The 22,139-nt window shown below is 38.7% G+C and carries 22 protein-coding genes and 1 pseudogene; 21 read left to right on the plus strand and 2 right to left on the minus strand.

The window, feature by feature from the left end:
- The first annotated feature begins 75 nt into the window (after positions 1-75).
- From pyrF to HMPREF3116_RS07340, 13 genes and pseudogenes are all read left to right on the plus strand, one after another.
- Entirely contained in the window at positions 76-783 is a 708-nt protein-coding gene (pyrF, locus tag HMPREF3116_RS07285; RefSeq protein WP_070468788.1) for an orotidine-5'-phosphate decarboxylase, read from the plus strand.
- A gap of 12 nt (positions 784-795) precedes the next feature.
- On the plus strand, positions 796-1,437 hold the full coding sequence (gene pyrE / locus HMPREF3116_RS07290) for an orotate phosphoribosyltransferase (RefSeq protein ID WP_070468789.1): 642 nt from the start codon (positions 796-798) through the stop codon (positions 1,435-1,437).
- 126 nt (positions 1,438-1,563) lie between these two features.
- Positions 1,564-2,874 (plus strand): MFS transporter, encoded by a 1,311-nt coding sequence (locus tag HMPREF3116_RS07295; RefSeq protein ID WP_070468790.1) that lies wholly within the window; start codon positions 1,564-1,566, stop codon positions 2,872-2,874.
- 162 nt (positions 2,875-3,036) lie between these two features.
- Positions 3,037-3,411 (plus strand): YbaN family protein, encoded by a 375-nt coding sequence (locus HMPREF3116_RS07300; RefSeq protein ID WP_070468791.1) that lies wholly within the window; start codon positions 3,037-3,039, stop codon positions 3,409-3,411.
- 19 nt (positions 3,412-3,430) lie between these two features.
- Entirely contained in the window at positions 3,431-4,375 is a 945-nt protein-coding gene (locus HMPREF3116_RS07305) for an FAD:protein FMN transferase (RefSeq protein WP_070468792.1), read from the plus strand.
- Positions 4,376-4,411: 36 nt separating this feature from the next.
- Positions 4,412-5,017, plus strand: coding sequence for an NADPH-dependent FMN reductase (locus tag HMPREF3116_RS07310; protein ID WP_070468793.1), 606 nt, complete (start codon positions 4,412-4,414; stop codon positions 5,015-5,017).
- Between the two features lie 19 nt (positions 5,018-5,036).
- A complete protein-coding gene (locus HMPREF3116_RS07315) occupies positions 5,037-6,317 on the plus strand; it encodes an NAD(P)H-dependent oxidoreductase (protein WP_070468794.1) in 1,281 nt (426 codons plus the stop codon).
- 248 nt (positions 6,318-6,565) lie between these two features.
- Positions 6,566-7,420 (plus strand): class II fructose-1,6-bisphosphate aldolase, encoded by an 855-nt coding sequence (gene fba / locus HMPREF3116_RS07320; protein ID WP_070468795.1) that lies wholly within the window; start codon positions 6,566-6,568, stop codon positions 7,418-7,420.
- Between the two features lie 407 nt (positions 7,421-7,827).
- Positions 7,828-9,108 (plus strand): UDP-N-acetylglucosamine 1-carboxyvinyltransferase, encoded by a 1,281-nt coding sequence (locus HMPREF3116_RS07325; RefSeq protein WP_070468796.1) that lies wholly within the window; start codon positions 7,828-7,830, stop codon positions 9,106-9,108.
- Between the two features lie 220 nt (positions 9,109-9,328).
- Positions 9,329-10,624: a transcription termination factor Rho gene (gene rho, locus HMPREF3116_RS07330; RefSeq protein WP_070468797.1), complete on the plus strand. Its 1,296-nt coding sequence runs from the start codon at positions 9,329-9,331 to the stop codon at positions 10,622-10,624.
- A 104-nt stretch (positions 10,625-10,728) separates the two neighbouring features.
- Positions 10,729-10,992 (plus strand): type B 50S ribosomal protein L31, encoded by a 264-nt coding sequence (locus HMPREF3116_RS07335; RefSeq protein ID WP_070468798.1) that lies wholly within the window; start codon positions 10,729-10,731, stop codon positions 10,990-10,992.
- Between the two features lie 65 nt (positions 10,993-11,057).
- Positions 11,058-11,210 (plus strand): annotated as a pseudogene (locus HMPREF3116_RS08820) (aldo/keto reductase); the annotation flags it as partial.
- Positions 11,211-11,328: 118 nt separating this feature from the next.
- Positions 11,329-11,712 (plus strand): RidA family protein, encoded by a 384-nt coding sequence (locus tag HMPREF3116_RS07340; protein WP_070468799.1) that lies wholly within the window; start codon positions 11,329-11,331, stop codon positions 11,710-11,712.
- A gap of 146 nt (positions 11,713-11,858) precedes the next feature.
- On the opposite strand, the gene HMPREF3116_RS07345 is transcribed toward HMPREF3116_RS07340, so the two are convergent.
- A complete protein-coding gene (locus HMPREF3116_RS07345) occupies positions 11,859-12,323 on the minus strand; it encodes a GNAT family N-acetyltransferase (protein ID WP_070468800.1) in 465 nt (154 codons plus the stop codon).
- 292 nt (positions 12,324-12,615) lie between these two features.
- Between HMPREF3116_RS07345 and cysK the strand changes: the two genes are divergently transcribed.
- The 3 genes from cysK (at position 12,616) to HMPREF3116_RS07360 (ending at position 15,343) form a co-directional block, all read left to right on the plus strand.
- Positions 12,616-13,536 (plus strand): cysteine synthase A, encoded by a 921-nt coding sequence (gene cysK / locus HMPREF3116_RS07350; RefSeq protein WP_070468801.1) that lies wholly within the window; start codon positions 12,616-12,618, stop codon positions 13,534-13,536.
- The gene (gene epsC / locus HMPREF3116_RS07355) at positions 13,526-14,089 is read left to right on the plus strand and encodes a serine O-acetyltransferase EpsC (RefSeq protein WP_070468802.1); all 564 of its coding nucleotides are present in this window, start codon (positions 13,526-13,528) and stop codon (positions 14,087-14,089) included. The genes cysK and epsC overlap by 11 nt, the downstream gene beginning before the upstream one ends.
- A 549-nt stretch (positions 14,090-14,638) precedes the next feature.
- Positions 14,639-15,343, plus strand: coding sequence for a class A sortase (locus HMPREF3116_RS07360; protein WP_070468803.1), 705 nt, complete (start codon positions 14,639-14,641; stop codon positions 15,341-15,343).
- Positions 15,344-15,426: 83 nt separating this feature from the next.
- Here HMPREF3116_RS07360 and HMPREF3116_RS07365 read toward each other — a convergent pair whose 3' ends face one another.
- Entirely contained in the window at positions 15,427-16,131 is a 705-nt protein-coding gene (locus HMPREF3116_RS07365; protein ID WP_070468804.1) for an SMI1/KNR4 family protein, read from the minus strand.
- A 187-nt stretch (positions 16,132-16,318) separates the two neighbouring features.
- Here HMPREF3116_RS07365 and HMPREF3116_RS07370 point away from each other — a divergent pair, with 187 nt between their 5' ends.
- The 5 genes from HMPREF3116_RS07370 (at position 16,319) to acpS (ending at position 22,017) form a co-directional block, all read left to right on the plus strand.
- Positions 16,319-17,035: a hypothetical protein gene (locus tag HMPREF3116_RS07370; RefSeq protein WP_246819075.1), complete on the plus strand. Its 717-nt coding sequence runs from the start codon at positions 16,319-16,321 to the stop codon at positions 17,033-17,035.
- A 37-nt stretch (positions 17,036-17,072) separates the two neighbouring features.
- A complete protein-coding gene (locus tag HMPREF3116_RS07375; RefSeq protein WP_070468807.1) occupies positions 17,073-18,125 on the plus strand; it encodes a D-alanine--D-alanine ligase family protein in 1,053 nt (350 codons plus the stop codon).
- A 126-nt stretch (positions 18,126-18,251) separates the two neighbouring features.
- Positions 18,252-19,655 (plus strand): UDP-N-acetylmuramoyl-tripeptide--D-alanyl-D-alanine ligase, encoded by a 1,404-nt coding sequence (gene murF, locus HMPREF3116_RS07380; protein WP_070468809.1) that lies wholly within the window; start codon positions 18,252-18,254, stop codon positions 19,653-19,655.
- Positions 19,656-19,911: 256 nt separating this feature from the next.
- Complete coding sequence (locus HMPREF3116_RS07385) at positions 19,912-21,417, plus strand: degradosome RNA helicase CshA (RefSeq protein ID WP_070468811.1); 1,506 nt, start codon at positions 19,912-19,914, stop codon at positions 21,415-21,417.
- A gap of 243 nt (positions 21,418-21,660) precedes the next feature.
- Positions 21,661-22,017: a holo-ACP synthase gene (acpS, locus tag HMPREF3116_RS07390; RefSeq protein WP_070468813.1), complete on the plus strand. Its 357-nt coding sequence runs from the start codon at positions 21,661-21,663 to the stop codon at positions 22,015-22,017.
- Positions 22,018-22,139: the final 122 nt, after the last annotated feature.

The raw sequence follows: 22,139 nt of genomic DNA on the forward strand, positions 1-22,139 counted from the left end.
TATTTTTTTTGCCCATTTTTAGATAAATGAGAGAATAATGAAAAGAAAACAGAGAAATATGAGAGGAAGTGCCACGTGGATCCGAAGAAACCAATTATTGCCTTAGATTTTCCTAATCAAGAAGAGGTATTTGCGTTCCTTGATCAGTTCCAAGGTCAACAACTAAATGTAAAAGTAGGTATGGAATTGTTTTATGCTGGAGGGACAGCTTTCTTAAATGCGCTACAAGCAAAAGGTCACGACATTTTCTTGGACTTAAAATTACATGATATTCCAAATACTGTGGAGCGAGCAATGGCGATTTTAGCCAGTACTGGTGTTGCAATGGTCAATGTACACGCGGCAGGTGGGAAAGAGATGATGCAAGCAGCACTTCGTGGTTTAGAGGCAGGTTCGACAGGTAAACGGCCTATGTTAATTAGTGTTACTCAATTAACGTCCACTTCTACTGAGCAAATGAATGAAGAACAAGGTATTCCTGGTGAAGTATTGGGTTCCGTATTGCGTTACGCTAAATTAACGAAAGCAGCCGGCCTTGATGGTGTAGTGTGTTCACCACTTGAAGCAGCAGCAATTAAAGATGCCTGTGGTGAAGACTTCCAAACGATTACACCGGGTATTCGTCTAGCGACCTCTATTGCGGATGATCAAAAGCGGATTATGACGCCAAGTCAAGCAGCCCAAAGCGGTTCTGACTACATCGTGGTGGGACGACCAATTACACAAGCGGATAATTCAAAAGTGACTTATGACCAAATCACTACTGATTGGTCTGGACAATAAGGAGGGCGCGAGATGACAGTAGCAAAAGCTGATTTAGTAGCACAAAAATTATTAGAAATTAAAGCAGTGAATTTTAGTCCTGAGACGCCATATACTTGGGCAAGCGGACTTAAAGCACCGATTTATACAGATAATCGATTAATCATGTCCTACCCGAGTGTACGTACAACTGTAGAAGATGCACTTGCAGAGTTGATTAAAGAAAACTTTCCCGATGTAGATGTGATTGCAGGAACAGCGACTGCGGGTATTCCTCATGCGGCCTTTGTCAGTGAACGCTTGGATTTACCAATGATTTACGTGCGTTCTTCAGCTAAAGACCACGGTAAGCAAAACGCAATTGAGGGGGCTTTGAAACCTGGTGTTAAAGTAGTGATTATTGAAGATTTAATTTCAACAGGTGGAAGCGTCATTACAGCAGCAGATAAAATTCAAGAAGCAGGCGGAGAAGTCATTGCAGCAGTAGCGATTTTTGACTACTTATTAGGAGCAAGTAAAGAAGCCTTTGAAAAAGTGGGTTATCCTTTGATGACATTAACGAATTACGTGAAGATTTTGGATTATGCAGTAAAAGATCCTAAATTATCACCGTATTATGACAAGTTGATGGATTGGTATAAGGATCCGAAAGCTTGGTCAGAGATTCACGGTTAATGTGGATAATTCTACTATATAAATAGCTTTACCAGATTGACGACCTTATTTTTTTTTGCCCATTTTTATTTTTATGGTGATTAAATGAGGGAATTACATCAGTTTTACCAAAAAAGGAGCACAAAAATGGAAAAAACAATCGAAAATAATGCAAGTAAAGATGCGTTACAAGCGGGAGATCACAAGTTAAATAAATCGCAACGTAATGCCTTGATTGCGGCTATTGTTGCATCGGGGACAGATGATTTGAACGTGATGTTCTTATCATTTTCAATGTCATCTATCATCAGCCAATTAGGAATTTCCAGTGTAGCTGCCGGTTGGATCGCGACAATTACCAATTTAGGGATGCTAGCTGGCGGTTTATTATTCGGTGTCTTAGCTGACCGCTGGGACAAGATGAAGGTTTTCTACTTAACAATTCTTACTTTCTCTATTGCAACAGCTTTAATCTTCTTCACGCCAAACATTCAATACCTATACCTATTACGCTTCATCGCTGGTATTGGTGTAGGTGGTGAGTATGGAGTAGCAATTTCCATCATGGCTGGACTTGTGCCGGCTAAACAGTTAGGGCGAATTTCATCCTTAAATGGGATTGTTGGTCAAATCGGCTCCATTAGTTCGGCGCTTCTAGCAGGTTTTATTGTACCAACACTGGGTTGGAGAGGGTTATTCCTATTTGGTCTCTTACCAATCTTAGTGGTGATATGGGCGAAATTAACTATTAACGAAGATGAATTAGGGATTAATACGGATGAAGTCACGGAAGACCTAGTAGATATTAATGAAAATGAAAAACCTTCTATTAAGGAATTATTTAAGACTCCAGGGCAAACCTATCAAACTATCGTCTTAATGGTGATGACAACTGTACAAATTGCGGGTTACTTTGGCATGATGAACTGGTTACCTACAATCATGCAAGAACAAGTTGGTGTGACAGTTTCTGGGTCATCTACTTGGATGGTAACGACAATCTTAGGTATGTGCTTGGGAATGCTGACATTTGGGCAAATTTTAGATAGATTAGGCCCAAGATTGTCTTATGGTATGTATTTAATTGCATCAGCAGTTTCAGTGTATCTGTTCACCTTTGCCAATTCAGCATTAACAATTTTAATCGGAGGCGCTATTGTAGGTTTCTTTGTAAATGGTATGTTTGGTGGCTATGGCGCAATGATTTCTCATTTGTATCCATTCAAAGTAAATGCTATTGCCAATAATACTATCTTGAATGTTGGACGTGCAGTGGGTGGTTTTTCATCAGTTATTATTGGTTTCATTTTAGATGCTTCAAGTGTAGGTATGGTGATGCTTTTCCTAGCAAGCCTTTATCTATTTAGCTTCATAGCTATGATGAGTTTACCACAACTAAAACGATCAAACTATGAACAATACCAATTAAATATTCGCCATAAGTCGCTAGATAAGTAATACAATTTTGTTTAAGATGAGAATAAAACAAGACATATTTTAGAGGATACAACACAAATGTTGTATCCTCTTTTTAATATTTGGTTATTGGTTGACGAAGAAAGTATAATTTAGTAATTTGAAATAGACCTATCATGTGAATATATTTTCAAGAGGTGAGGCATGGAAATGAGAACTCTTAAAGAGAAGGCTTTTCTAATATTGGGCTTGTTAAGTGTGATCCTAGGGAGTGTAGGCGTCGTATTACCTGTTTTACCGACAACCCCTTTCTTGTTGCTCGCTGGCTGGTTGTTCACGCGAAGTTCACCGCGATTTAAAAACTGGTTAGAATCTACTCGTTTGTATGAACGGTATGTTGGTGACTTTAAGCGACAAGGTGGTATCAGCAGGCGCAAAAAAATTCATATCCTAACGACAACTTATCTTGTGATGGGTTTATCAATGTTCCTTATGCCATTAAGATATGTACAAATTTTTGTAGGCATTTGTGGTTTAGTTTTTGGTTACTTCCTACTATTTAGGGTAGAAGAGGTTTAAGGAGTTGGAGGCTAGTGATTTGGACTTTGAAAAACGTCATTCTATCAATTTGATGGGTACGACGATTGATTTGATGGTTGATCATCCAAATAGTAATGCTTTATTACTTGCTGCAGTCCAGCGTTTGTTTCAATTGGAAGCGCGTTTTTCGGCGAATGACCCATCTTCTGAATTAATGGCGGTTAATCAAGCAGCAGGATTAAAGGCTGTACGCGTTCATCCAGAGCTATTTCATCTCATTCAAATCGGTAAAAAAGAAAGTATTGCATCAGGGCGAAAGCTAAATATAGCAATTGGGCCTTTAGTTAACTTGTGGCGGATTGGTTTTGCGGATTATCGTAAACCTAGCCAGCAAGAGATTGATGACCGACTGACTTTAGTAGACCCGAATGAAATTCATCTAGATGAAATAGAAAGTACAGTTTACCTTTCTAAGCCAGGGATGTCGATTGACTTAGGTGCGCTTGCAAAAGGGTATGCGGCAGATCAAATTATCGCTTATTTCAAAGAGCAAGGCGTAGCCAGGGCATCTATTAATCTTGGTGGTAACCTTAGATTCTATGGCCATCGACCCAATCATGCAGAAAGTACACAATGGCGTATAGGTATCCAGGATCCCGACCAAAGGCGTGGTTATAACAAGGCCATTGTCGATTTGAGTAACCAATCAGTTGTAACGTCTGGAGATTACGTACGCGTATTCGAACAGGATGGGCATCTTTACCACCATATTTTAGATTCTACAAATGGTAAGCCCTTTCAAGCGGACGTTCGCAGTGTCACTGTGGTAAGTGAATCTTCTTTAGACGGTGAAATATGGACTACTCGGTTGTTTCCCTTATCTAAGGAAGCAATTATCAATCAAGCAGAAAAAATAGACCATATTGAAGTGTTGGTTGTTGACCAACAGGGACAGGTTACCTATACATCTGGTTTAGTGGGCAAAGTTGAACTTATTTGTTAGCAGGCTATATTTCTACTATAGAAAGGACAGAAAATCATGAAGCATATTATCGGAATCGTAGGTACAAATTCTAAGAAATCTACTAATAGAAAACTTCTGAAATATATTCAGAAACATTTTGCAGATCAAGCTGAAATTGAATTATTGGAAATTCGTGATTATCCCCTATTTACTAAACCAGAAGATAAGACACTCCCAAGTATCGTTGAAGAGGATGCTAAAAAAATCGAGCAAGCAGATGCGGTTATTATTAGTGCTGCAGAATATAATCATTCTATTACGTCTTCACTAACTAATGCCTTACATTGGTTAAGCTATTATATTTATCCCTTAGCAGATAAACCAATTATGATTACTGGTGCTTCTAACGGTCGTTTAGGATCTTCTAGAGCACAAATGCACTTACGCCAAATTTTAGACTCGCCAGATATTAGGGCGCGTGTGATACCAAATTCAGAATTTCTATTAGGACATTCTTTACAAGCATTTGATGATGATGGCGATTTAAGTGATCAAAAAACTGTTGAACAATTAGAAGAAATTTTTAAAGAATTTATTCAATTTATTGATCATACACAAGAATTTACTCAGCTAAGAACCGAGACAAAAGCTGCTGCTGAAAACTACGAGTGGACTAAGTAGAAAGGACTAGGGTGACAAAATGAAAATTGTTGGTATTGTTGGCTCAACTGCTGAAAAATCATATACCCGTTTATTGTTACAATATATTCAAAGAGAATTTACTGATTTATTTGATTTAGAGATTCTTGAAATTGACCAAATACCTTTATTTAATCAAGATAATCCAGAATTAGCAACAGAAGGACCTGTTCATACCTTGAACCGGAAAATTCGTCAAGCCGATGGTGTAATTATTGCTACAGCGGAGCATAATCATACAACACCAGGGCCTTTGAAGAGTGCATTGGAATGGCTATCATTCACAATTCATCCATTGAAAAATAAACCTGTAAAAATCATTGGCGCTTCTTATCTAGACCAAGGAACATCGCGGTCACAATTACACTTACGTCAAATTCTTGAGGCACCAGGAATCGATGCTTTAGTAATGCCAGGTCAAGAATTCCTATTGGGGAATTGTAAAGAGGCCATCAACGCTAACGGTGATTTAGTCGACCCTAGCACTGTCAGCTTCTTGAAAGGTAGTTTAGAGAAGTTCATGAAGTACGTCGAATCTGTTCAACCACTTAAAGATAACCCTGTATTCCCTGAGGAAGATTTAACGGCTACTAAGCATTGTGACACAACTATTGAAGGTGTAGACATGACTGCACCAGATTGGGTTGAGCAAGCAGCAGAGAAGGTTGGTGCTGTTGAAGGGGATACTTATGTTAAATTAGACCGTGGTTTATTAACCGTAAATCAATTGAATTGGTTCTTAAAGACCATCCCTCTTGAATTGACTTATGCAGATGAGAACAACCAGTATATTTACTATAACCGAGTGAAACCTGGTCAGGATATGTTCGCTTCTCGTTACAAAAAAGATGTTGGTAGCCCACTTGGTACCGTTCACCCGCCACGCGCAATGAAGAATGTTTCTTGGGTAATTTCTCAATTGCGGTCAGGAAATATGGAAGGGGTTCATGTACACGTACCAATCCATAAAGATAACTATGTTGTTCACAATTATGTAGCGATGCATGATGAAGATGGTAAGTATCGTGGAATTAACGAGCATGTTTTAGACTTGCAACCTGTAATTGATTGGTATCTAGCGCAAACAGGACAAAAGTTAGTGAAAATTGAGGAAGATACAACGGATGCTTCAACAAGTGCTTCAATGAATGGTGCTTGGAGCCACGATGATAAAAACACAGTGGAAGCTGATGCTGAAAGTGGTGCAAGTGATGCAGAAGTAGCAGAAACAACCCCTGCAGCTAGTGGTACTGATGAGGATACGAGTGCTAGCCAGTCTTAGTCAGTATAATAGTCTAGTTTAAATTGGAAATAATCACTGTTAGTCAAAAAATTTACAAACAAATAGGATTATCATTGCATAAATTGCACTATACTAATGATGAATACAGTGTATGCGTTTCCTGAATGGTGTTTTATGGCATCATTTAACATTTTGTTTTTTGTGAGACAAAACTCTTGTAAAAAGCAATTGATAAGGGTTACAATAGGCACGAGCACATCAAAATTAAAAATCAGGGGGAACTATATATGCCATTAGAAAATATGGTCGACATGCTGAAAAAAGCGAAAGACGGTCAATATGCAGTAGCACAATTAAACATTAACAACTTAGAATGGACTCAAGCTGTTTTAGAAGCAGCTCAAGCAGAAAACTCACCAGTAATTTTAGGTGTTTCTGAGGGTGCTGGTAAATACATGGGTGGCCCAGAAGTTGTTGCCGCAATGGTTAAAGCTTTAATTGAAAATATGGAAATCACTGTTCCAGTTGCTTTACATTTAGACCACGGTTCATCTTTTGAGACTGCTAAACGTGCAATCGACGCTGGATACTCTTCAGTTATGATTGATGGTTCTCATCACCCAATCGATGAAAACATCGTTATGACTAAAAAAGTTGTAGAATACGCACACGAACGTGGTGCTTCTGTTGAAGGTGAAATCGGTACTGTTGGTGGTACTGAAGACGGCGTTACTGCTGGTATCAACTATGCAGACAAAGAAGAATGTAAACGTATCGTTGATGAAGCTGGTATCGATGCATTAGCTGCAGCCTTAGGTTCAGTTCATGGTCCTTACCAAGGTGAACCTGTTTTAGGTTTCGATGAAATGAAAGAAATTTCTGAATACACAAACACTCCATTAGTATTACACGGTGGTTCAGGTATTCCAGAAGAGCAAATTAAAAAAGCCATCGAACGTGGCCATGCGAAAATTAATGTAAATACTGAATTACAAATTGTATTTACTGCTGCTGTTCGCGAAAACTTAAATAATGATGACAAAGTTTACGATCCACGTAAAGTTTTAGCACCAGGTAAAGCTGCAATTGTTGAAACTGCTCGTGAAACATTACGTATGTTTGGTTCATCAAACAAAGCATAATTCATTTTAGCCAGTGGATTTCCGCTTAATACATCCTTTTTGGAGCAATGACCTATGGGTTGTTGCTCTTTTTTGTACGCTAAAATTAAAATTAGACGTAAATAGCGCTTTACCAAGCATCTTCAGTTTTTTTCTATGATGCATCGTGACTTCATAGGTTATAATAGACTTATAACTAATGATATATATGAAAAATTTTACATAGAAGTTAAAAAAACCATTAAAATTGGCGGAGATGGTAGTTATCTCATAGAGAATTAGGTATAATCAATTTTGCATTATCTATCGTATAATCGGAATATTTTGCAAAAAAAGCGTGCTTGGTGATGATAGATAATTATTGAATCAAACTTCAACTAAAAATAAGCATTAGATAAAAATGAAAATGACGAATGAGGGGTTTTATAATGGAAAAATTTATCATCAAGGGTGGTAATCCGTTAAAGGGTGATATTACAGTTTCAGGAGCGAAGAACAGCGCAGTTGCACTTATACCTGCAGCGATAATGGCGGATTCACCGGTAGTGATTGAGGGTGTGCCGGAAATTGATGACGTATTCGCTTTAATTGAGATTTTGAAAGATTTTAACGTGGATGTAGCATTTAATGACCATGTAATGCGCATTGACCCGACTAACATGAAAAATATCCCAATGCCTGATGGTAAGATCCAAAGCTTACGGGCATCTTATTATTTCATGGGAGCCTTATTAGGGAAATACGGCGAGGGTGTTGTCGGTTTACCAGGTGGCTGCAACTTGGGCCCTCGTCCAATGGATTTACATTTAAAAGGCTTCGAAGCTTTAGGTGCAGAAGTTAGTAACGAATTAGGTGCAATGCATTTAACAACAAATGGTAATGGCTTGACTGGTACTGAAGTTTATCTTGATGTTGTCAGTGTGGGTGCAACCATTAATATTATGTTAGCAGCATCCCGTGCTAAAGGGACAACTGTGATTGAAAATGCAGCGCGTGAGCCTGAAATTATTGATATCGCAATGCTTTTAAATAAAATGGGTGCCAAAATTAAAGGTGTAGGGACTTCTACAATCCGTATTGAAGGTGTAGATAGCATGCACGGTGCTTCTCACCAACAAATTCCTGACCGGATTGAAGCGGGTACTTATATTGCAGCCGCTGCTGCGCTTGGTCAAGGTGTAACAGTTCATAATGTGATTGCGGAGCATATCGAAAGTTTCTTAGCGAAATTACGGGAAATGGGCGTTAAAATGGATGTAAATGATGATTCTATCTATATTCATCCAAATGATGGTCAATTAAAAGTGGTAGACATCAAAACAGCCCCTTACCCAGGTTTTGCAACAGATTTACAACAACCGATTACGCCATTACTACTATCAGCAACTGGTAGTGGTAAATTAGAGGATACGATTTATCCTAAACGTGTTAAGCATGTACCTGAGTTAGTGCGGATGGGTGCAAATATTGATGAAAATAATGATCAAATTACCTTTAGTGGGCCAAACCAATTGACTGGCGCGACTGTAACGGCTTCTGATTTACGTGCAGGTGCTGGTTTAGTCATTGCGGCATTGATGGCTGAGGGTGAAACTGAATTATATGGTGCTGGTAACATCTTACGTGGCTATGACCATATTGATGAAAAATTGTCAGCGTTAGGTGCTGATATTCAATTGGTACAATACGATGATTCAACAGTGAACTAATGTTTTCACTGTAGTGATTGCATGTGAGGACTGTGGCTAATAATGGCGCAGTCCTTTACACTTTTATTTTAATGAATAGCAAGTCCTCTTTGAACACTTCTTTAGATCTAACGACCAGCTAGCTGCTTTATAGCTAGTTTTATGTAAAGATTACTCAGCTTCTACGCGGTCGCCCTTTTCCAGAAATGAATGAAATATAAATAGAAATGAAGGTTTTTTTATGTCATCGAATGAGCAAGAACAAGTAAAGTTGCATAGTTTGCAGGCTATGACTTTGAAGGAAATCTACCAATATGCAAAGGCATATAAGGTGCCGTATTATAGTCAAATGAATAAGAAGGAATTAATTATGGCTGTCTTGCGAGCGCAAGAAGTGAGTCAAGGCTTTATGAATGTCGAGGGTGTGCTTGATATTACGGGGTCTGATTTTGGCTTTCTTCGCTCGATTAATTATTCGCCAAGCCAGGAAGATATATATATTTCGAATTCTCAGATTCGTCGATTTGGTTTGCGGAATGGGGATTTGGTATCGGGTACGGCGCGTCCACCTAAGGCCAATGAGCGGTATCTTGGTTTAATGCACGTGTATGCAGTGAATGGTAAAGATCCGGATGAAGCTAAGGAACGCGCGCATTTTCCTGCTTTGACACCGGTTTACCCAAATGAACAGTTGCGTTTGGAGTCAACACCTGGACGTTTATCTGCCCGGATGATTGATTTGATTGCGCCAGTTGGTTACGGTCAGCGTGGTTTGATTGTGGCACCACCTAAGGCAGGTAAAACAGTCCTGATGAAAGAGATTGCCAACGGGATTACTGCGAATAATCCGGATGTTGAGTTGATTATGCTCTTAATTGATGAACGACCAGAAGAAGTGACAGATTTAGAGCGTTCGATTGATGGTGAAGTGGTATCATCTACTTTTGATCAACGACCTGAAAATCATGTACGGGTTGCGGAATTAGTGTTAGAACGAGCGCGGCGATTGGTGGAAGATAAACGTGACGTAGTCATTTTAATGGATTCTATTACTCGTTTAGCACGAGCATATAACTTAGTCGAGAAGCCTAGTGGCCGAACTTTATCTGGAGGTATTGATCCAGCTGCCTTCTACAAGCCGAAGAAATTCTTTGGGTCAGCGCGTAATATTGAAGATGGTGGTTCGCTGACAATCCTAGCAACAGCTTTAGTGGATACTGGTTCACGGATGGACGATATGATTTATGAGGAATTTAAAGGAACAGGGAATGCGGAGATTCATCTATCTCGTGACCTAGCAGAGTCTCGCGTATTCCCAGCAGTCGATATTCGTCGTTCATCTACGCGTAAGGAAGAGTTGTTACATGATGAAGCAACCTTGAAAGTCTTATGGAAATTACGTCAAACGATGAAAGGCGATATGTTGGTATATACCAATGAAATGCTGAAAGAAATGAAGAAGACGGAGACGAATGACCAGTTTATTGACCGCCTTGATGTCTTTTTATCGAAAGGAAAAAATAAAAGTAAATCATAAATATCTACTTGAAAGTGATAGTACACTATGGTAGACTACTCGTGTTATGTTAAAAATAATCTCTGGGCTGCAGAAGTTCAGGGCGAAAAGGAGAGTATGTACAAATGAAACAAGAAATTCATCCAGATTACCATCCAGTAGTATTTATGGACACAAGTACAGGATACAAATTCTTATCTGGTTCAACAGTTAATTCTACTGAAACAATTGAGTGGGAAGATGGCAACACTTACCCATTGATCCGTGTTGAAACTTCATCAGACTCACATCCATTCTACACTGGACGTCAAAAATTCACACAAGCCGATGGACGTGTGGACCGTTTCAACAAAAAATACGGTTTCACAGACAACAACGCTGCAGAATAATAAAAAGACTGAATTTTTCAGTTTTCAGGAGTATCCGTGCTGGGTACTCTTTTTTTGCATGGGGAAAAGGTGTGGTTGCCTTAACTAAGTCTGTTCGTCCAGAACGTATGACAGAAAATATTGCTATCTATGACTTTAAATTGCACACTGAAGATATAGTTAAGATAGAAGCTTTAGATATGGAAGAATCTGCTTTCTTTGACCATGATGATCCTTGAACTGTTGACTGGTTAATTGGTCGGCATTAGTTTTACGATTTAGGCATCGACAATTTCCCTAATATAGTGAATAATGTATATAGAAGATTAAAATAAAATTAGAGGAGTTGTATTATCTATGTCAAAAAAAGCGATTGCAACTGAAAAGGCACCTGCAGCTTTAGGCCCATACTCTCAAGCTATTAGTGTGAATGGCACTGTTTATGTATCTGGGCAATTACCCATTGATCCAGCAACGGGTGAATTTGCGGCTACTGATATTCAAGGGCAAACCCGTCAATCACTAACCAATATTCAAGCTATTTTAGCGGAGGCAGGCTTGGATATGTCTAATGTAGTGAAGACAACCGTTTTATTAGATAAGATTGACGATTTTGCGGCGATGAATGAAGTCTATGCTGAATTCTTTACGGGTGTAACCCCTGCTCGTGCAGCTTTTGAAGTTGCGGCGATTCCTAAAGGGGCGCTTGTAGAGATTGAAGCAGTTGCCGTAGAAGATTAGTCACTATAATTTAGCTTAAAAAAATTGAACTTAATCCATATAAGATTAGGGTAGCTTTCCGAGTGGAGGCTACTTTTTTGATGACATGGATTCATTTTTTCCTAAAAGAAAACGACCTAACAAGTTTGTTAAGTCGTTGTGATTGTTTATAAAATATCTTCTAAAGTCGTTTTAAAAGTCTGCATGCCCATTTTTTTATAGAAAGATTTGGCTGAATCGTTAAAATCCCAAACGTTTAAGGTAATCCGACGACATCCGGTATCAGTGGCCAAGTCTTTTGTTGCTTGATAAAGTGCTTGGCCTACATGTTTTCCACGGGCATCTTGGTCAATACAGATATCATCGATGTATAAAGATTTCTCAGCTACTAGTATATTATCTTCTGTAGTTTCTTGGAAAATACCAAACATATATCCAAGTACATGGTTGTCTTCTACAGCGACTAAAATTGGTCGTTGTGGATTATCGATGATTGTTGCAACCTCTTCGTAAGTGTACTTAGTTCCTTTTTTTAGAATGTCCGGGCGGGCTTGGTGGTGGATTAAATTGACTTGTGCTAGTAATTTTAAAATGTCTGTAATATCTTGTTTTTGTGCGAATCGAATGTCCATAGCTACCTCCAATGTATATTGTATTTCCATCATACGCCTGAGTAAATGAAAATCAAAATGAATATGCGTATGTTTTGATAGATTAAACCAATCAAAATACTTCAATTATTCCTCATCGAAAATTGAGCAAAGCAATTGCTTATGGGGAGCGAAAAGGGTACTATTCGGATAGATAGTTGACTTGTCTTTCTGTTATAAAAAACTTGTAAGAGGCTCCTAAGAAATGCAGCATAATGTAGCGTGAAAGCAAGTAATCAAAAATGACGATGGTCTATATTTGGAGGGATTTTTTATGTTATTTGAAAATATTGTAGATGCGATTGGTTACACACCTTTAGTCAAAATTAATGGTTTAGATGAAAATTCGGCAGATATCTATGTCAAATTAGAGAAAAACAATCCATCTGGCTCTGTTAAAGATCGCCCAGTAAAGTATATTGTGCAAGATTTATTAGATTCAGGTAAAGTTGCCGTTGGCGGGACAATTGTGGAATCTACATCAGGGAATACTGGTGTGGGGTTAGCGATGGTTGGTGCAGCTTTAGGTATTCACGTTGTTATTGTGATGCCAGAATCAATGAGTATTGAACGTCGTCAATTGATCCAAGCTTATGGTGCGGAACTCGTGTTGACGGATAAATCAGGCGGTATGGCATTAGCAGGTGAGACAGCTGAGAAAATTGCGGCTGAACGTAACGGTGTGCTTTTTGGACAATTTACTAACGAAGCCAATGTGAAGGCTCACGAGGAAACGACTGCAAAAGAAATTTTAGCAGACTTACCAAATGTTGATGGCTTCGTTTCTGGTATTGGTACTGGTGGTACAGTTTCCGGTGTTGGTCATATCTTAAAAGAAAAAAATCCAGCTACCTTAATCTGGGGTGGAGAACCATCTGATTCACCGTTATTAACAGAAGGTAAGGCAGGAGCACATAAAATTCAAGGAATAGGTGCAAACTTTATTCCAGATGTCTTAGACCAATCAACCTTAGATAAGGTAGCGACCGTCTCAAATGAAGAAGCGATTGCTGCTGCTAAAGAATTAGCGAAAACACAAGGTATTTTTGCCGGCTTTTCATCAGGTGCTAACTACGTAGCTGCCAAAGCTTTAGCTAAAGAATTAGGTAAGGGTAAAGTAGTAGTGACGGTTTTCCCAGATTCTGGAGAACGTTATTTATCCACTGGCCAATTTGGTGATGGGCATGCTGAGTGATGAATTAAATGAAGCCCATCGTGACTTTGCACAATACATTTATGATCATGATCCTGCACCGCAGTCTATAGAAGAAGTCTTTCTTTATCCTGGTTTTCAGGCAGTCATTCGACATATCGCTGAACGAGAACTTTACTTACAAGAAGATTATTATGGTGCTCGAAAAATGGCAGAAGAAACCCGTAAAGATACGGGAATTGAAATTCATCCTGGAGCCCAAATTGGCGAAAATGTATTTATTGATCACGGTATGGGTGTTGTAATTGGTGAAACAGCAATAGTTGGCGACCGGGTAAAGTTATACCATGGGGTCACTTTGGGTGGTACTGGTAATGATAAAGGGGCTAAACGCCATCCAACCATTCAACATGATGCTGAAGTGGGGGCCAATGCGACTGTTTTAGGTAATGTGACAGTTGGACATCATGCAAAAGTAGGGGCTAATGCAGTCGTCATTCATGATGTCCCACCGTATGCCACCGCTGTTGGGGTACCAGCACGTATTATTTTACATGATAAAAAATGGAACCGAATCGGTGAGTATAGTATTTAGTTGTTGTTTTGAATTGTATCTCCCTAGAAATATCCAATATTTATAATCTGGGGATAAGATTCTGTATTTAATAGGTATTTCAACTGAAAACTACATTCATTTGCAATATAGCAGTTAAAATAAGGTGAGACAAAAGTCGTTTAGCATTGACGTACTGGACCATAAGGTGAATAATGCTGACTTTTGGAAGCCAATTATATACGTTCTTATATAGCATAGAGAGGCTGAGATATTTTTGTCCCAGCCTCTTTTTTTCCCTTTCTCTGTGGATTTGTGGATAACGTTGTGGGTAAATAGGTGATTATTGTGTAAAATCTGTGTAAATAAAATAGAGGTTATCAACAACCTGTGGGTAAACTAGATGAAATCGGTTGAAAACTTGATAAATTAGGGGGAGTTTTTATGAGTGCTGTGTATAACTTGGGTAAAAGTCAGATGCTGGTCTGTGGATTGAATTTATGACAAAGGGGGCGAATAGCGGTGTATAGGAAAATGTGTCATAATGAATTTAGAAAACAGTAAGTAAGATTTAGAAGTGGGTGTTAATTGATGAAAAAGCTAGGATTTCGCAGGATTTTAGGTCTGCTATTATTGCTAGTGGGGATTGTGATGATGGTATACCAGGCTTGGCCAATAGTACAAGTTTATTTAAATCAACGAGATGTAGCAGTGACTAATTATACGGCTGAAGAAATTCAGGACAACCAGGCGGACCAGTCGAATGGCCAGTTTGATTTTAATGAAGTTCGGAATGTGTCAGCAGCAGAAGTTAACCAGGTGCGCTCAGATATTGCATCAGGTGAAGCAGACTTAGATGTATTAGGTGCGGTCGCTATTCCAAATGCTAATTTAAATACTGCAGTAATTAAAGGAATGTCTGATGCGGCGATGGTTTCTGGTGCCGGCACAATGTTTCCAGATCAAGTAATGGGCCAAGGAAATTATACTTTGGCTAGCCATCATATAGGTTATGGCACCGATATCTTGTTGAATAATATTTCCGATTCAGTGACAGTTGGAGATAAAATTTATCTGAGTGATTTAACGAATGTTTACGTATATGATACTTTTTTTGTTGAAGCAGTGAATCCAGACCAAGTACAGTACATTTCTCAAGATATAACAGGGGACCCAATTATTACCTTGATGACTTGTACAGCTGATCTTACCCAACGGTGGATTGTTCAAGGAAACTTAATAGAAACGTGGGCTTTTGATGAGTCACCGGAAGATATTCAAGCTTTATTCCAATAAGTTTAATAAATAAGTATACATAGACAAAGAAAACGGCTAGCGCTTTAATTAGGCTAGCCGTTTTCTAATATATCGGTAGTACTTTATATCGATAAAATTGATTTATGACCTTGACTGTAGGTATTCAAGGCTTTTTGGAATTGATCAAAAGGCCTAGTGACAAAGTGAGCCAGCAAGTTTTGCCAATCATTTTGCCATTCCTGACCTAATAGTGGTCCGTAAAGTGCGAGTAGGTTGAAGATTTCCTCAAAGGAGTGCGCATGTAGGATGGCAGCATTTACTCGGTGGTATGATACCAAAGTTGGTGCGGGTAATCCTAGAAAACGATATTCGAATAGGTCTAAGAATGAGGAGAAATCTGGCGCTAAGTTAATGGTTTGGCCTAAACCGACATCCATATAAGTGACGGCTGGTTCGCCCTTATCATTTAATTGGGCAAAATCAAAGTACGCGACCCGGTCGTGGTCTTCATAAAAGATAATACCTGTTTCCGGGACGTTAGAACGATGGATAAAGTCATTTTGCCGAGTGATACTTGGTAGCTGATAATCAGCGGTTGGTTTCTGCTCGTACATACCGGCGATAAAAGGAATGTAGACAGCGGTTAAAGCATCGCGACTAGGGCGTTTGCTGACGACATAACTATGAGAGGTATAACCCCCATTTTGTTGGTTGACCAGATTATGATAAGAAATTGGTAAATCTTCGACAGAAAACTGTTTATATATTGGTGATTTAGGTAAATAAGTGTAGAATTGTTTTTGCAATGGAGATGCAATCAAGTGCATGTTGAAAAGCCTCCTTAAAGATTTGACTATCAATCATTGGTATTTTAAAGCTTTTATGGGATGAAAGATAGTGTTTTGAAACGTAATTTGTTAAAATATTTACTGGAATAAGAGGTGCACAGCTGTGACAAATGATTATATATACATATTTACAAACCCAATCTCAAATCAGGTGCAATCATTGGGCGTGGGTTTAAAATATTTTACGCGTGCGGTAAATACCATACCAAATAACTTGTTACTCATCAAGAATCCTAATAATCTAGGTCGATTTGATGAGTTTACGCGTTTTCATATCGTGAGTGGACATGAGGCTGTGAAAGCTTTTATTGATGAACAAGCTAATGGAGCCCAGGTCCAGACTAAGTGGATTGATTTTAAATATGAATCCCTATTCCAGCAGCTGTCCGACCAAGAAATTGCGGAACTGTTATTTTTAGGCCATACGGATGCACCATTGAACCAGCCAACTTTTTATAAATTAGGGAATAGATTTACCTTCTTTGGTTCAACTTATCCGAATTCATATCTAACAACTAAAATGTACTACCGTGATATCCATGACTTTTTCAAACAACTCGGTTATGTATTGGCAGATAAAGTAACGGCAAACTTACAAGAGCAAAAGTCAATGTTTTTGTTCCGTAAGAAGACCATAGTAAAAAATGGGAAATCGGTACCTATACCAGCTAAGCCTATATTAAGCCATTTAGCTCGATTAAGCCACGACGGTATTATCATTACCTTTGAAGGATCTGACCGCGTTGGCCCCAACAAAAGGGCATTTAGCGTATATTTAGCTGAAGACAATCCACGCTTTGTTGAAACAGACAAGACATCCAATTTATTATTAGATAGACTAACTTACGATTTAACAACAGAATCTTGGGACTTCCAAGCGTAAATAAAAATACTAGAGACAATTGACGGAGGACATTTTCATGGAAATTATCGTTTTATTTGGTGGAAAAAGTGCGGAACATGATATTTCTATCTTAACAGCAACAGCCATCATGCAAAATATACAATATGATCGCCATACCGTTACACCGGTATACATTGATAGACAAGGTCACTGGTTTAAGGGTACAAGCATGACTGAAAAACCAGATGCTTCAGCAAACTTCCAACTAGACCAAGTTGGGCAAGCTATTGTACCCACAGATGTCTTGAAAGAAGGGGATGAGCAAATTGTTTTCCCTGCTTTACACGGCCCTAATGGTGAGGATGGTACAATTCAAGGCTTATTTGAAAGTTTAAATATCGCTTATGTAGGAGCAGGCGTTTTAGCTTCTGCAGCAGGGATGGATAAAATCGTATCAAAACACTTATTCAACCAAGCAGGCTTACCACAAGTACCATTTGTAGCTTTATCAGCTTATGATTGGGAAAAAGACCAAACTTTAGCTATTGAAAAAGTCACAAATGCCTTAGCTTATCCAGTCTTTGTTAAACCAGCAAATATGGGTTCAAGTGTTGGGGTATCTGAAGCCGTTGATGACGCGTCGTTACTAGCAGCTTTAACATTAGCCTTCCGTTATGACCGTCGCGTCCTAGTAGAAGCAAGTGTACAGAACCCACGTGAAGTAGAGTTGGCGGTCTTAGGTAATGACGAAATCTTTGTTTCAGTTCCAGGTGAATTAGCTAAGGGACAAGGTTTCTACAATTATGAAGAGAAATATTTAAACAATACAACTGAAATGTTAATTCCAGCAGCGATTGATGAGCCGACTGTTGCTAAATTACAAGACTTTGCGAGAAAAGCTTACTTAGCCCTAGATGGGTCAGGTTTATCGCGGGCGGACTTTTTCCTAACTGAATCTGGTGAAATTTATATTAACGAAGTGAATACTTTACCAGGATTTACGCAATTCTCTATGTACCCAGCTTTATGGGAAGCGAGTGGAAAATCTTATACGGATTTATTAGAAGAATTGATTCAATTAGGGTTAAGTCGCTATAATAAGAAGAAAAGTATTCAGCAGTCACTGTAGTCATTCTGATAGCATACCTTAAATAAGTCATCTAAATAGTCTAATGAAACATTGAAGAAAAGCAGCTATTGTAGCTAAGGCGCTGGAAGCAAGATTGAGCGACCTTTAGTAGTTAGAGAGGCAAGTATGAAACCCACACAAATTAAAGATATCGTAAAAGCCGTCGATGCAATTGATTTCACATCGACAGCTCGTTTTGCGGAAATTAATTCAGTAGAATTTGATTCGCGGTTAATTACCCCTGGAGCCCTATTCGTTCCCTTAAAAGGGGCGACTGACGGCCATTCTTATATTGATAAAGCCATTGAAAATGGGGCAGTTGCGGCCTTGTGGTCTAATGATCCAAGTGAAGCGCCGGCTGATTTTCCAATCATACAAGTAGAAGATACTCTTGTGGCTATGCAGGCATTTGCGAAAGCATATCTATCATGGATTAAGCCAAAAGTCGTTGGTATTACAGGGTCATCTGGTAAAACAACGACAAAAGATATGACCGCAGCTGCATTATCGGCAGCTTTAAAAGTGCACAAAACCAATGGTAACTATAACAATGATATTGGTCTACCAAAAACAATTTTAGATATGCCAGAAGATACAGATGTGATTGTTTTAGAGATGGGGATGTCTGCTGCTGGGGAAATTTCCTTTCTGAGTCAACTGGCAGAACCGGATGTGGCTGTGATTACCATGGTCGGCGAAAACCATATTGAATTTTTAGGTTCACGAGCAAATATTGCCAAAGCTAAGCTAGAAATTTTAGATGGCTTAAAAGAGGACGGTACATTCATCTATCCAGGTGAAGAACCTTTAATCGTGGATCAAATGCCTAAAGACTTACCACAGTCGACGTTGACGATTGGATTAAATGAAGGTCAAGACATTTTTGCTTTTGATGTGATGATGGACCAATACCAAGCTACCTTTTATACCAATTTATCCCCAGAGTTAAAAATGGAGATTCCATTATCAGGTGGTTATAATGTTCAAAACGCCTTGTATGCCTTAGGTGTAGCCTATTCATTCGGTTTATCATTAGAGCAAGTGCGTCCTAACCTAGCGGATTTTTCGATTACAGCAGATCGGGGTTCATGGGAACGTGGTATTTTAGAAACACAGATATTAAACGATACATATAATGCGAGTCCTTCAGCTATGAAAGCCGTTATTCGTAACTTCTCTGCTATTGCCTCAAAAGGTATGTCACAAAAAATTCTTGTCTTGGGGGATATGTTGGAGTTAGGGACTTTCTCTGATGATTTACATAAAGAAATTGCAACTGTTATTGGTTTAAATACCTTCAAACATATCTTTTTATATGGTCCACGTATTCGACCACTAGTAGATGCGTTGATTGAAAAAGGCATCCACCCAGACTTGATTACTTACATTGAGTCAGATAAGCACGCTTTGATTGAAGATATAAAAGCTATCTTACAACCGGAGGATAAAATTTTAGTGAAGGCAAGTAATGGTATGGGGTTAATTGAAGTAGTAGAAGCGTTAAAAATGCCTACACCAGAAGAGAACTAGCCTGTAACAGCTGGTATAACTTAAATTAAACTCTAGTGAGATTTGTGCTTTTTATTTGTACCACGCGTTTAGATGTGTTATAGTGATTTAGCTTGAGTATATTTAGAGGAGTAGTGGAGGTTCTACTACTGAAGGAATCAATATCAGTTGGAAATAGTCGAGCCTGATGCATTTGGCATACTCGGCTATTTTTGTTATGTGAAAAGCTTATTCACAGAGATAAATCGTTCACTCAAGTAGAAAAAGGAGAGACTAGATGAAATTTAATGAAATGAATCTATCAAAGCCACTGCTTCGCGCAATTGAAGATATGGGTTTTGAGGAAGCAACACCCATCCAAGCACAGACGATTCCGATGGGACTTGAGGGACAAGATATATTTGGACAAGCCCAAACAGGTACTGGTAAAACAGCCGCTTTTGGATTGCCATTATTAGAAAAAGTTCATGAAAATGGTGGCGTGCAAGCCTTAATTATTGAACCAACTCGTGAACTAGCTGTGCAAACAGGTGAAGAATTATACCGTCTTGGTAAATTCAAGGGTATCCATACCGCCACTGTATATGGGGGGGCGTCAATTGGACACCAGATTAAATTATTGAAAAAAAATCCACCAGTTGTGATTGGTACACCGGGTCGTATCTTAGATCTAATTAAGCGTGGTGTGTTGAAATTGAATGCTGTGGAAACTTTAGTATTAGATGAAGCAGATGAAATGTTGAAGATGGGCTTTGTTGAAGATATTGAATCCATTATTCGTGAATTACCAACAGCGCGTCAAACACTACTTTTCTCTGCAACAGTACCGCAAGAAATCAAACGGATTGCTGATAACTTCATGAAAGACCCCGTAACCGTTCATGTTAAAACAAAACAAATGACTGCGGACCTAATTGACCAGTACTACACTCGCTGTAAGGACTACGAAAAATTTGATTTATTAACACGTTTTATTGACGTACATAATCCTGAATTGTCAATCGTTTTCGCTCGTACAAAACGTCGCGTTGATGAAGTGGCACGTGGATTAATTGAACGTGGCTATTCAGCTGAAGGAATCCACGGTGACTTAAGTCAAGAAAAACGATTAGGGGTTTTACGAAACTTTAAAAATGGTAAATTAGATATCTTAGTAGCAACAGACGTTGCTGCACGTGGTTTAGACATATCAGGTGTAACACATGTTTACAACTTCGATATTCCACAAGATCCTGAATCATACGTTCACCGTATTGGTCGTACAGGTCGTGCTGGTAAGGAAGGTATGTCAGTAACATTTGTTACAGGCAATGAAATGTCATACCTACGTACAATTGAAAACTTAACCAAGAAACAAATGTCGCCCCTACGTCCACCTACGACCCAAGAAGCCTTCCGTGGACAATTAGCTAATGTGGTTGAAGTAGTAAAAGCGTTAACTGAAGTTGACAATACTGATATGTATCAAGATGCCATCACTTACTTGTCAGAAAATTACACTGAAGATGAAATTGCATTAGCTTTAGTACGTTCATTGGTGAAAGATCCTTCTTCTGTTAAAGTAGAAATCACCCCTGAACGTCCATTGCCAAACCGCAATAAGCGTAACTTCCACCGCAATGCGTCAAACCGTAAACACAATGGTGGAAATCGTGACCGTAATGGTAAAGGTGGCTACAAAGGTAACGCTAAAGATAAAAATCGTAACAATTATGACCGAAAAAAATCATACGGTGGTAATAAACAATCTAAAAGAAAATCAGCAGAATTTAAAATTCGTTAGTAAGGTGTGACGAAAGCCATTTAGACTTGTACCGCGCTGGAGCAAAAGCCGAATAAACACTGTAAGTGTTTAAAGTATTTTGTGAAGTATCGGCCAAGTCTGACTTTCGACCCAATCAAACAGGTGAGTGAGGTAAAGTACTTCATTTGCCTGTTTTTTTGCGTACGCATAAAGATGCAGATTTGAACTAAATACGTTAAAATATATATAAATAATATCGTAATAGATAATAGGGAGAGGCCCATGATTATTGGTTTAGGAACAGATTTAGTTGAAACAGCGCGGATTAAGGAGGCGATTGCCAACAATTCTCGTTTTTTGGGGAAATTACTAACAGAAAATGAATTGGCTGCTTACACTGATATTCACAATGAGAAACGACGAGTAGAATTTGTAGCTGGTCGTTGGGCGGCTAAAGAGGCGTTTGCCAAAGCTTATGGAACCGGTATTTCGAGTCAGTTGCATTTTCGTGATATTGAAGTTTCAAATAATGACCAGAGGAAACCGATTATTATTTGTGACAAAGTAGCTACGCCAGTACATATTACCATCAGTCACACTGACCATTACGCTACTGCAACGGTTATTATTGAGGATTAGTTTGAATAAGCGTGATTATCCCTATTAGCGTATGGTAAATATTGTAGCTATCAGTTTTCACGATTTTTACATTTAAAGTGTACAATTATTGTATATTCAAAAAATTAATTTTACTCATAAAA

It is taken from the genome of Aerococcus sp. HMSC10H05 (assembly GCF_001806975.1).
GTDB lineage: Bacteria > Bacillota > Bacilli > Lactobacillales > Aerococcaceae > Aerococcus > Aerococcus viridans_B.

Bases quoted from the DNA above. Each gene is read 5' to 3' on its own strand.
- HMPREF3116_RS07385 (WP_070468811.1), top strand. From the start codon at position 19,912: ATGAAATTTAATGAAATGAATCTATCAAAGCCACTGCTTCGCGCAATT.
- murF (WP_070468809.1), top strand. From the start codon at position 18,252: ATGAAACCCACACAAATTAAAGATATCGTAAAAGCCGTCGATGCAATT.
- HMPREF3116_RS07335 (WP_070468798.1), top strand. From the start codon at position 10,729: ATGAAACAAGAAATTCATCCAGATTACCATCCAGTAGTATTTATGGAC.
- HMPREF3116_RS07315 (WP_070468794.1), top strand. From the start codon at position 5,037: ATGAAAATTGTTGGTATTGTTGGCTCAACTGCTGAAAAATCATATACC.
- HMPREF3116_RS07345 (WP_070468800.1), bottom strand. From the start codon at position 12,323: ATGGACATTCGATTCGCACAAAAACAAGATATTACAGACATTTTAAAA.
- HMPREF3116_RS07295 (WP_070468790.1), top strand. From the start codon at position 1,564: ATGGAAAAAACAATCGAAAATAATGCAAGTAAAGATGCGTTACAAGCG.
- HMPREF3116_RS07365 (WP_070468804.1), bottom strand. From the start codon at position 16,131: ATGCACTTGATTGCATCTCCATTGCAAAAACAATTCTACACTTATTTA.
- HMPREF3116_RS07300 (WP_070468791.1), top strand. From the start codon at position 3,037: ATGGAAATGAGAACTCTTAAAGAGAAGGCTTTTCTAATATTGGGCTTG.
- HMPREF3116_RS07325 (WP_070468796.1), top strand. From the start codon at position 7,828: ATGGAAAAATTTATCATCAAGGGTGGTAATCCGTTAAAGGGTGATATT.
- rho (WP_070468797.1), top strand. From the start codon at position 9,329: ATGTCATCGAATGAGCAAGAACAAGTAAAGTTGCATAGTTTGCAGGCT.
- epsC (WP_070468802.1), top strand. From the start codon at position 13,526: ATGCTGAGTGATGAATTAAATGAAGCCCATCGTGACTTTGCACAATAC.
- HMPREF3116_RS07375 (WP_070468807.1), top strand. From the start codon at position 17,073: ATGGAAATTATCGTTTTATTTGGTGGAAAAAGTGCGGAACATGATATT.
- HMPREF3116_RS07360 (WP_070468803.1), top strand. From the start codon at position 14,639: ATGAAAAAGCTAGGATTTCGCAGGATTTTAGGTCTGCTATTATTGCTA.
- HMPREF3116_RS07340 (WP_070468799.1), top strand. From the start codon at position 11,329: ATGTCAAAAAAAGCGATTGCAACTGAAAAGGCACCTGCAGCTTTAGGC.
- HMPREF3116_RS07310 (WP_070468793.1), top strand. From the start codon at position 4,412: ATGAAGCATATTATCGGAATCGTAGGTACAAATTCTAAGAAATCTACT.
- pyrE (WP_070468789.1), top strand. From the start codon at position 796: ATGACAGTAGCAAAAGCTGATTTAGTAGCACAAAAATTATTAGAAATT.
- cysK (WP_070468801.1), top strand. From the start codon at position 12,616: ATGTTATTTGAAAATATTGTAGATGCGATTGGTTACACACCTTTAGTC.
- fba (WP_070468795.1), top strand. From the start codon at position 6,566: ATGCCATTAGAAAATATGGTCGACATGCTGAAAAAAGCGAAAGACGGT.
- acpS (WP_070468813.1), top strand. From the start codon at position 21,661: ATGATTATTGGTTTAGGAACAGATTTAGTTGAAACAGCGCGGATTAAG.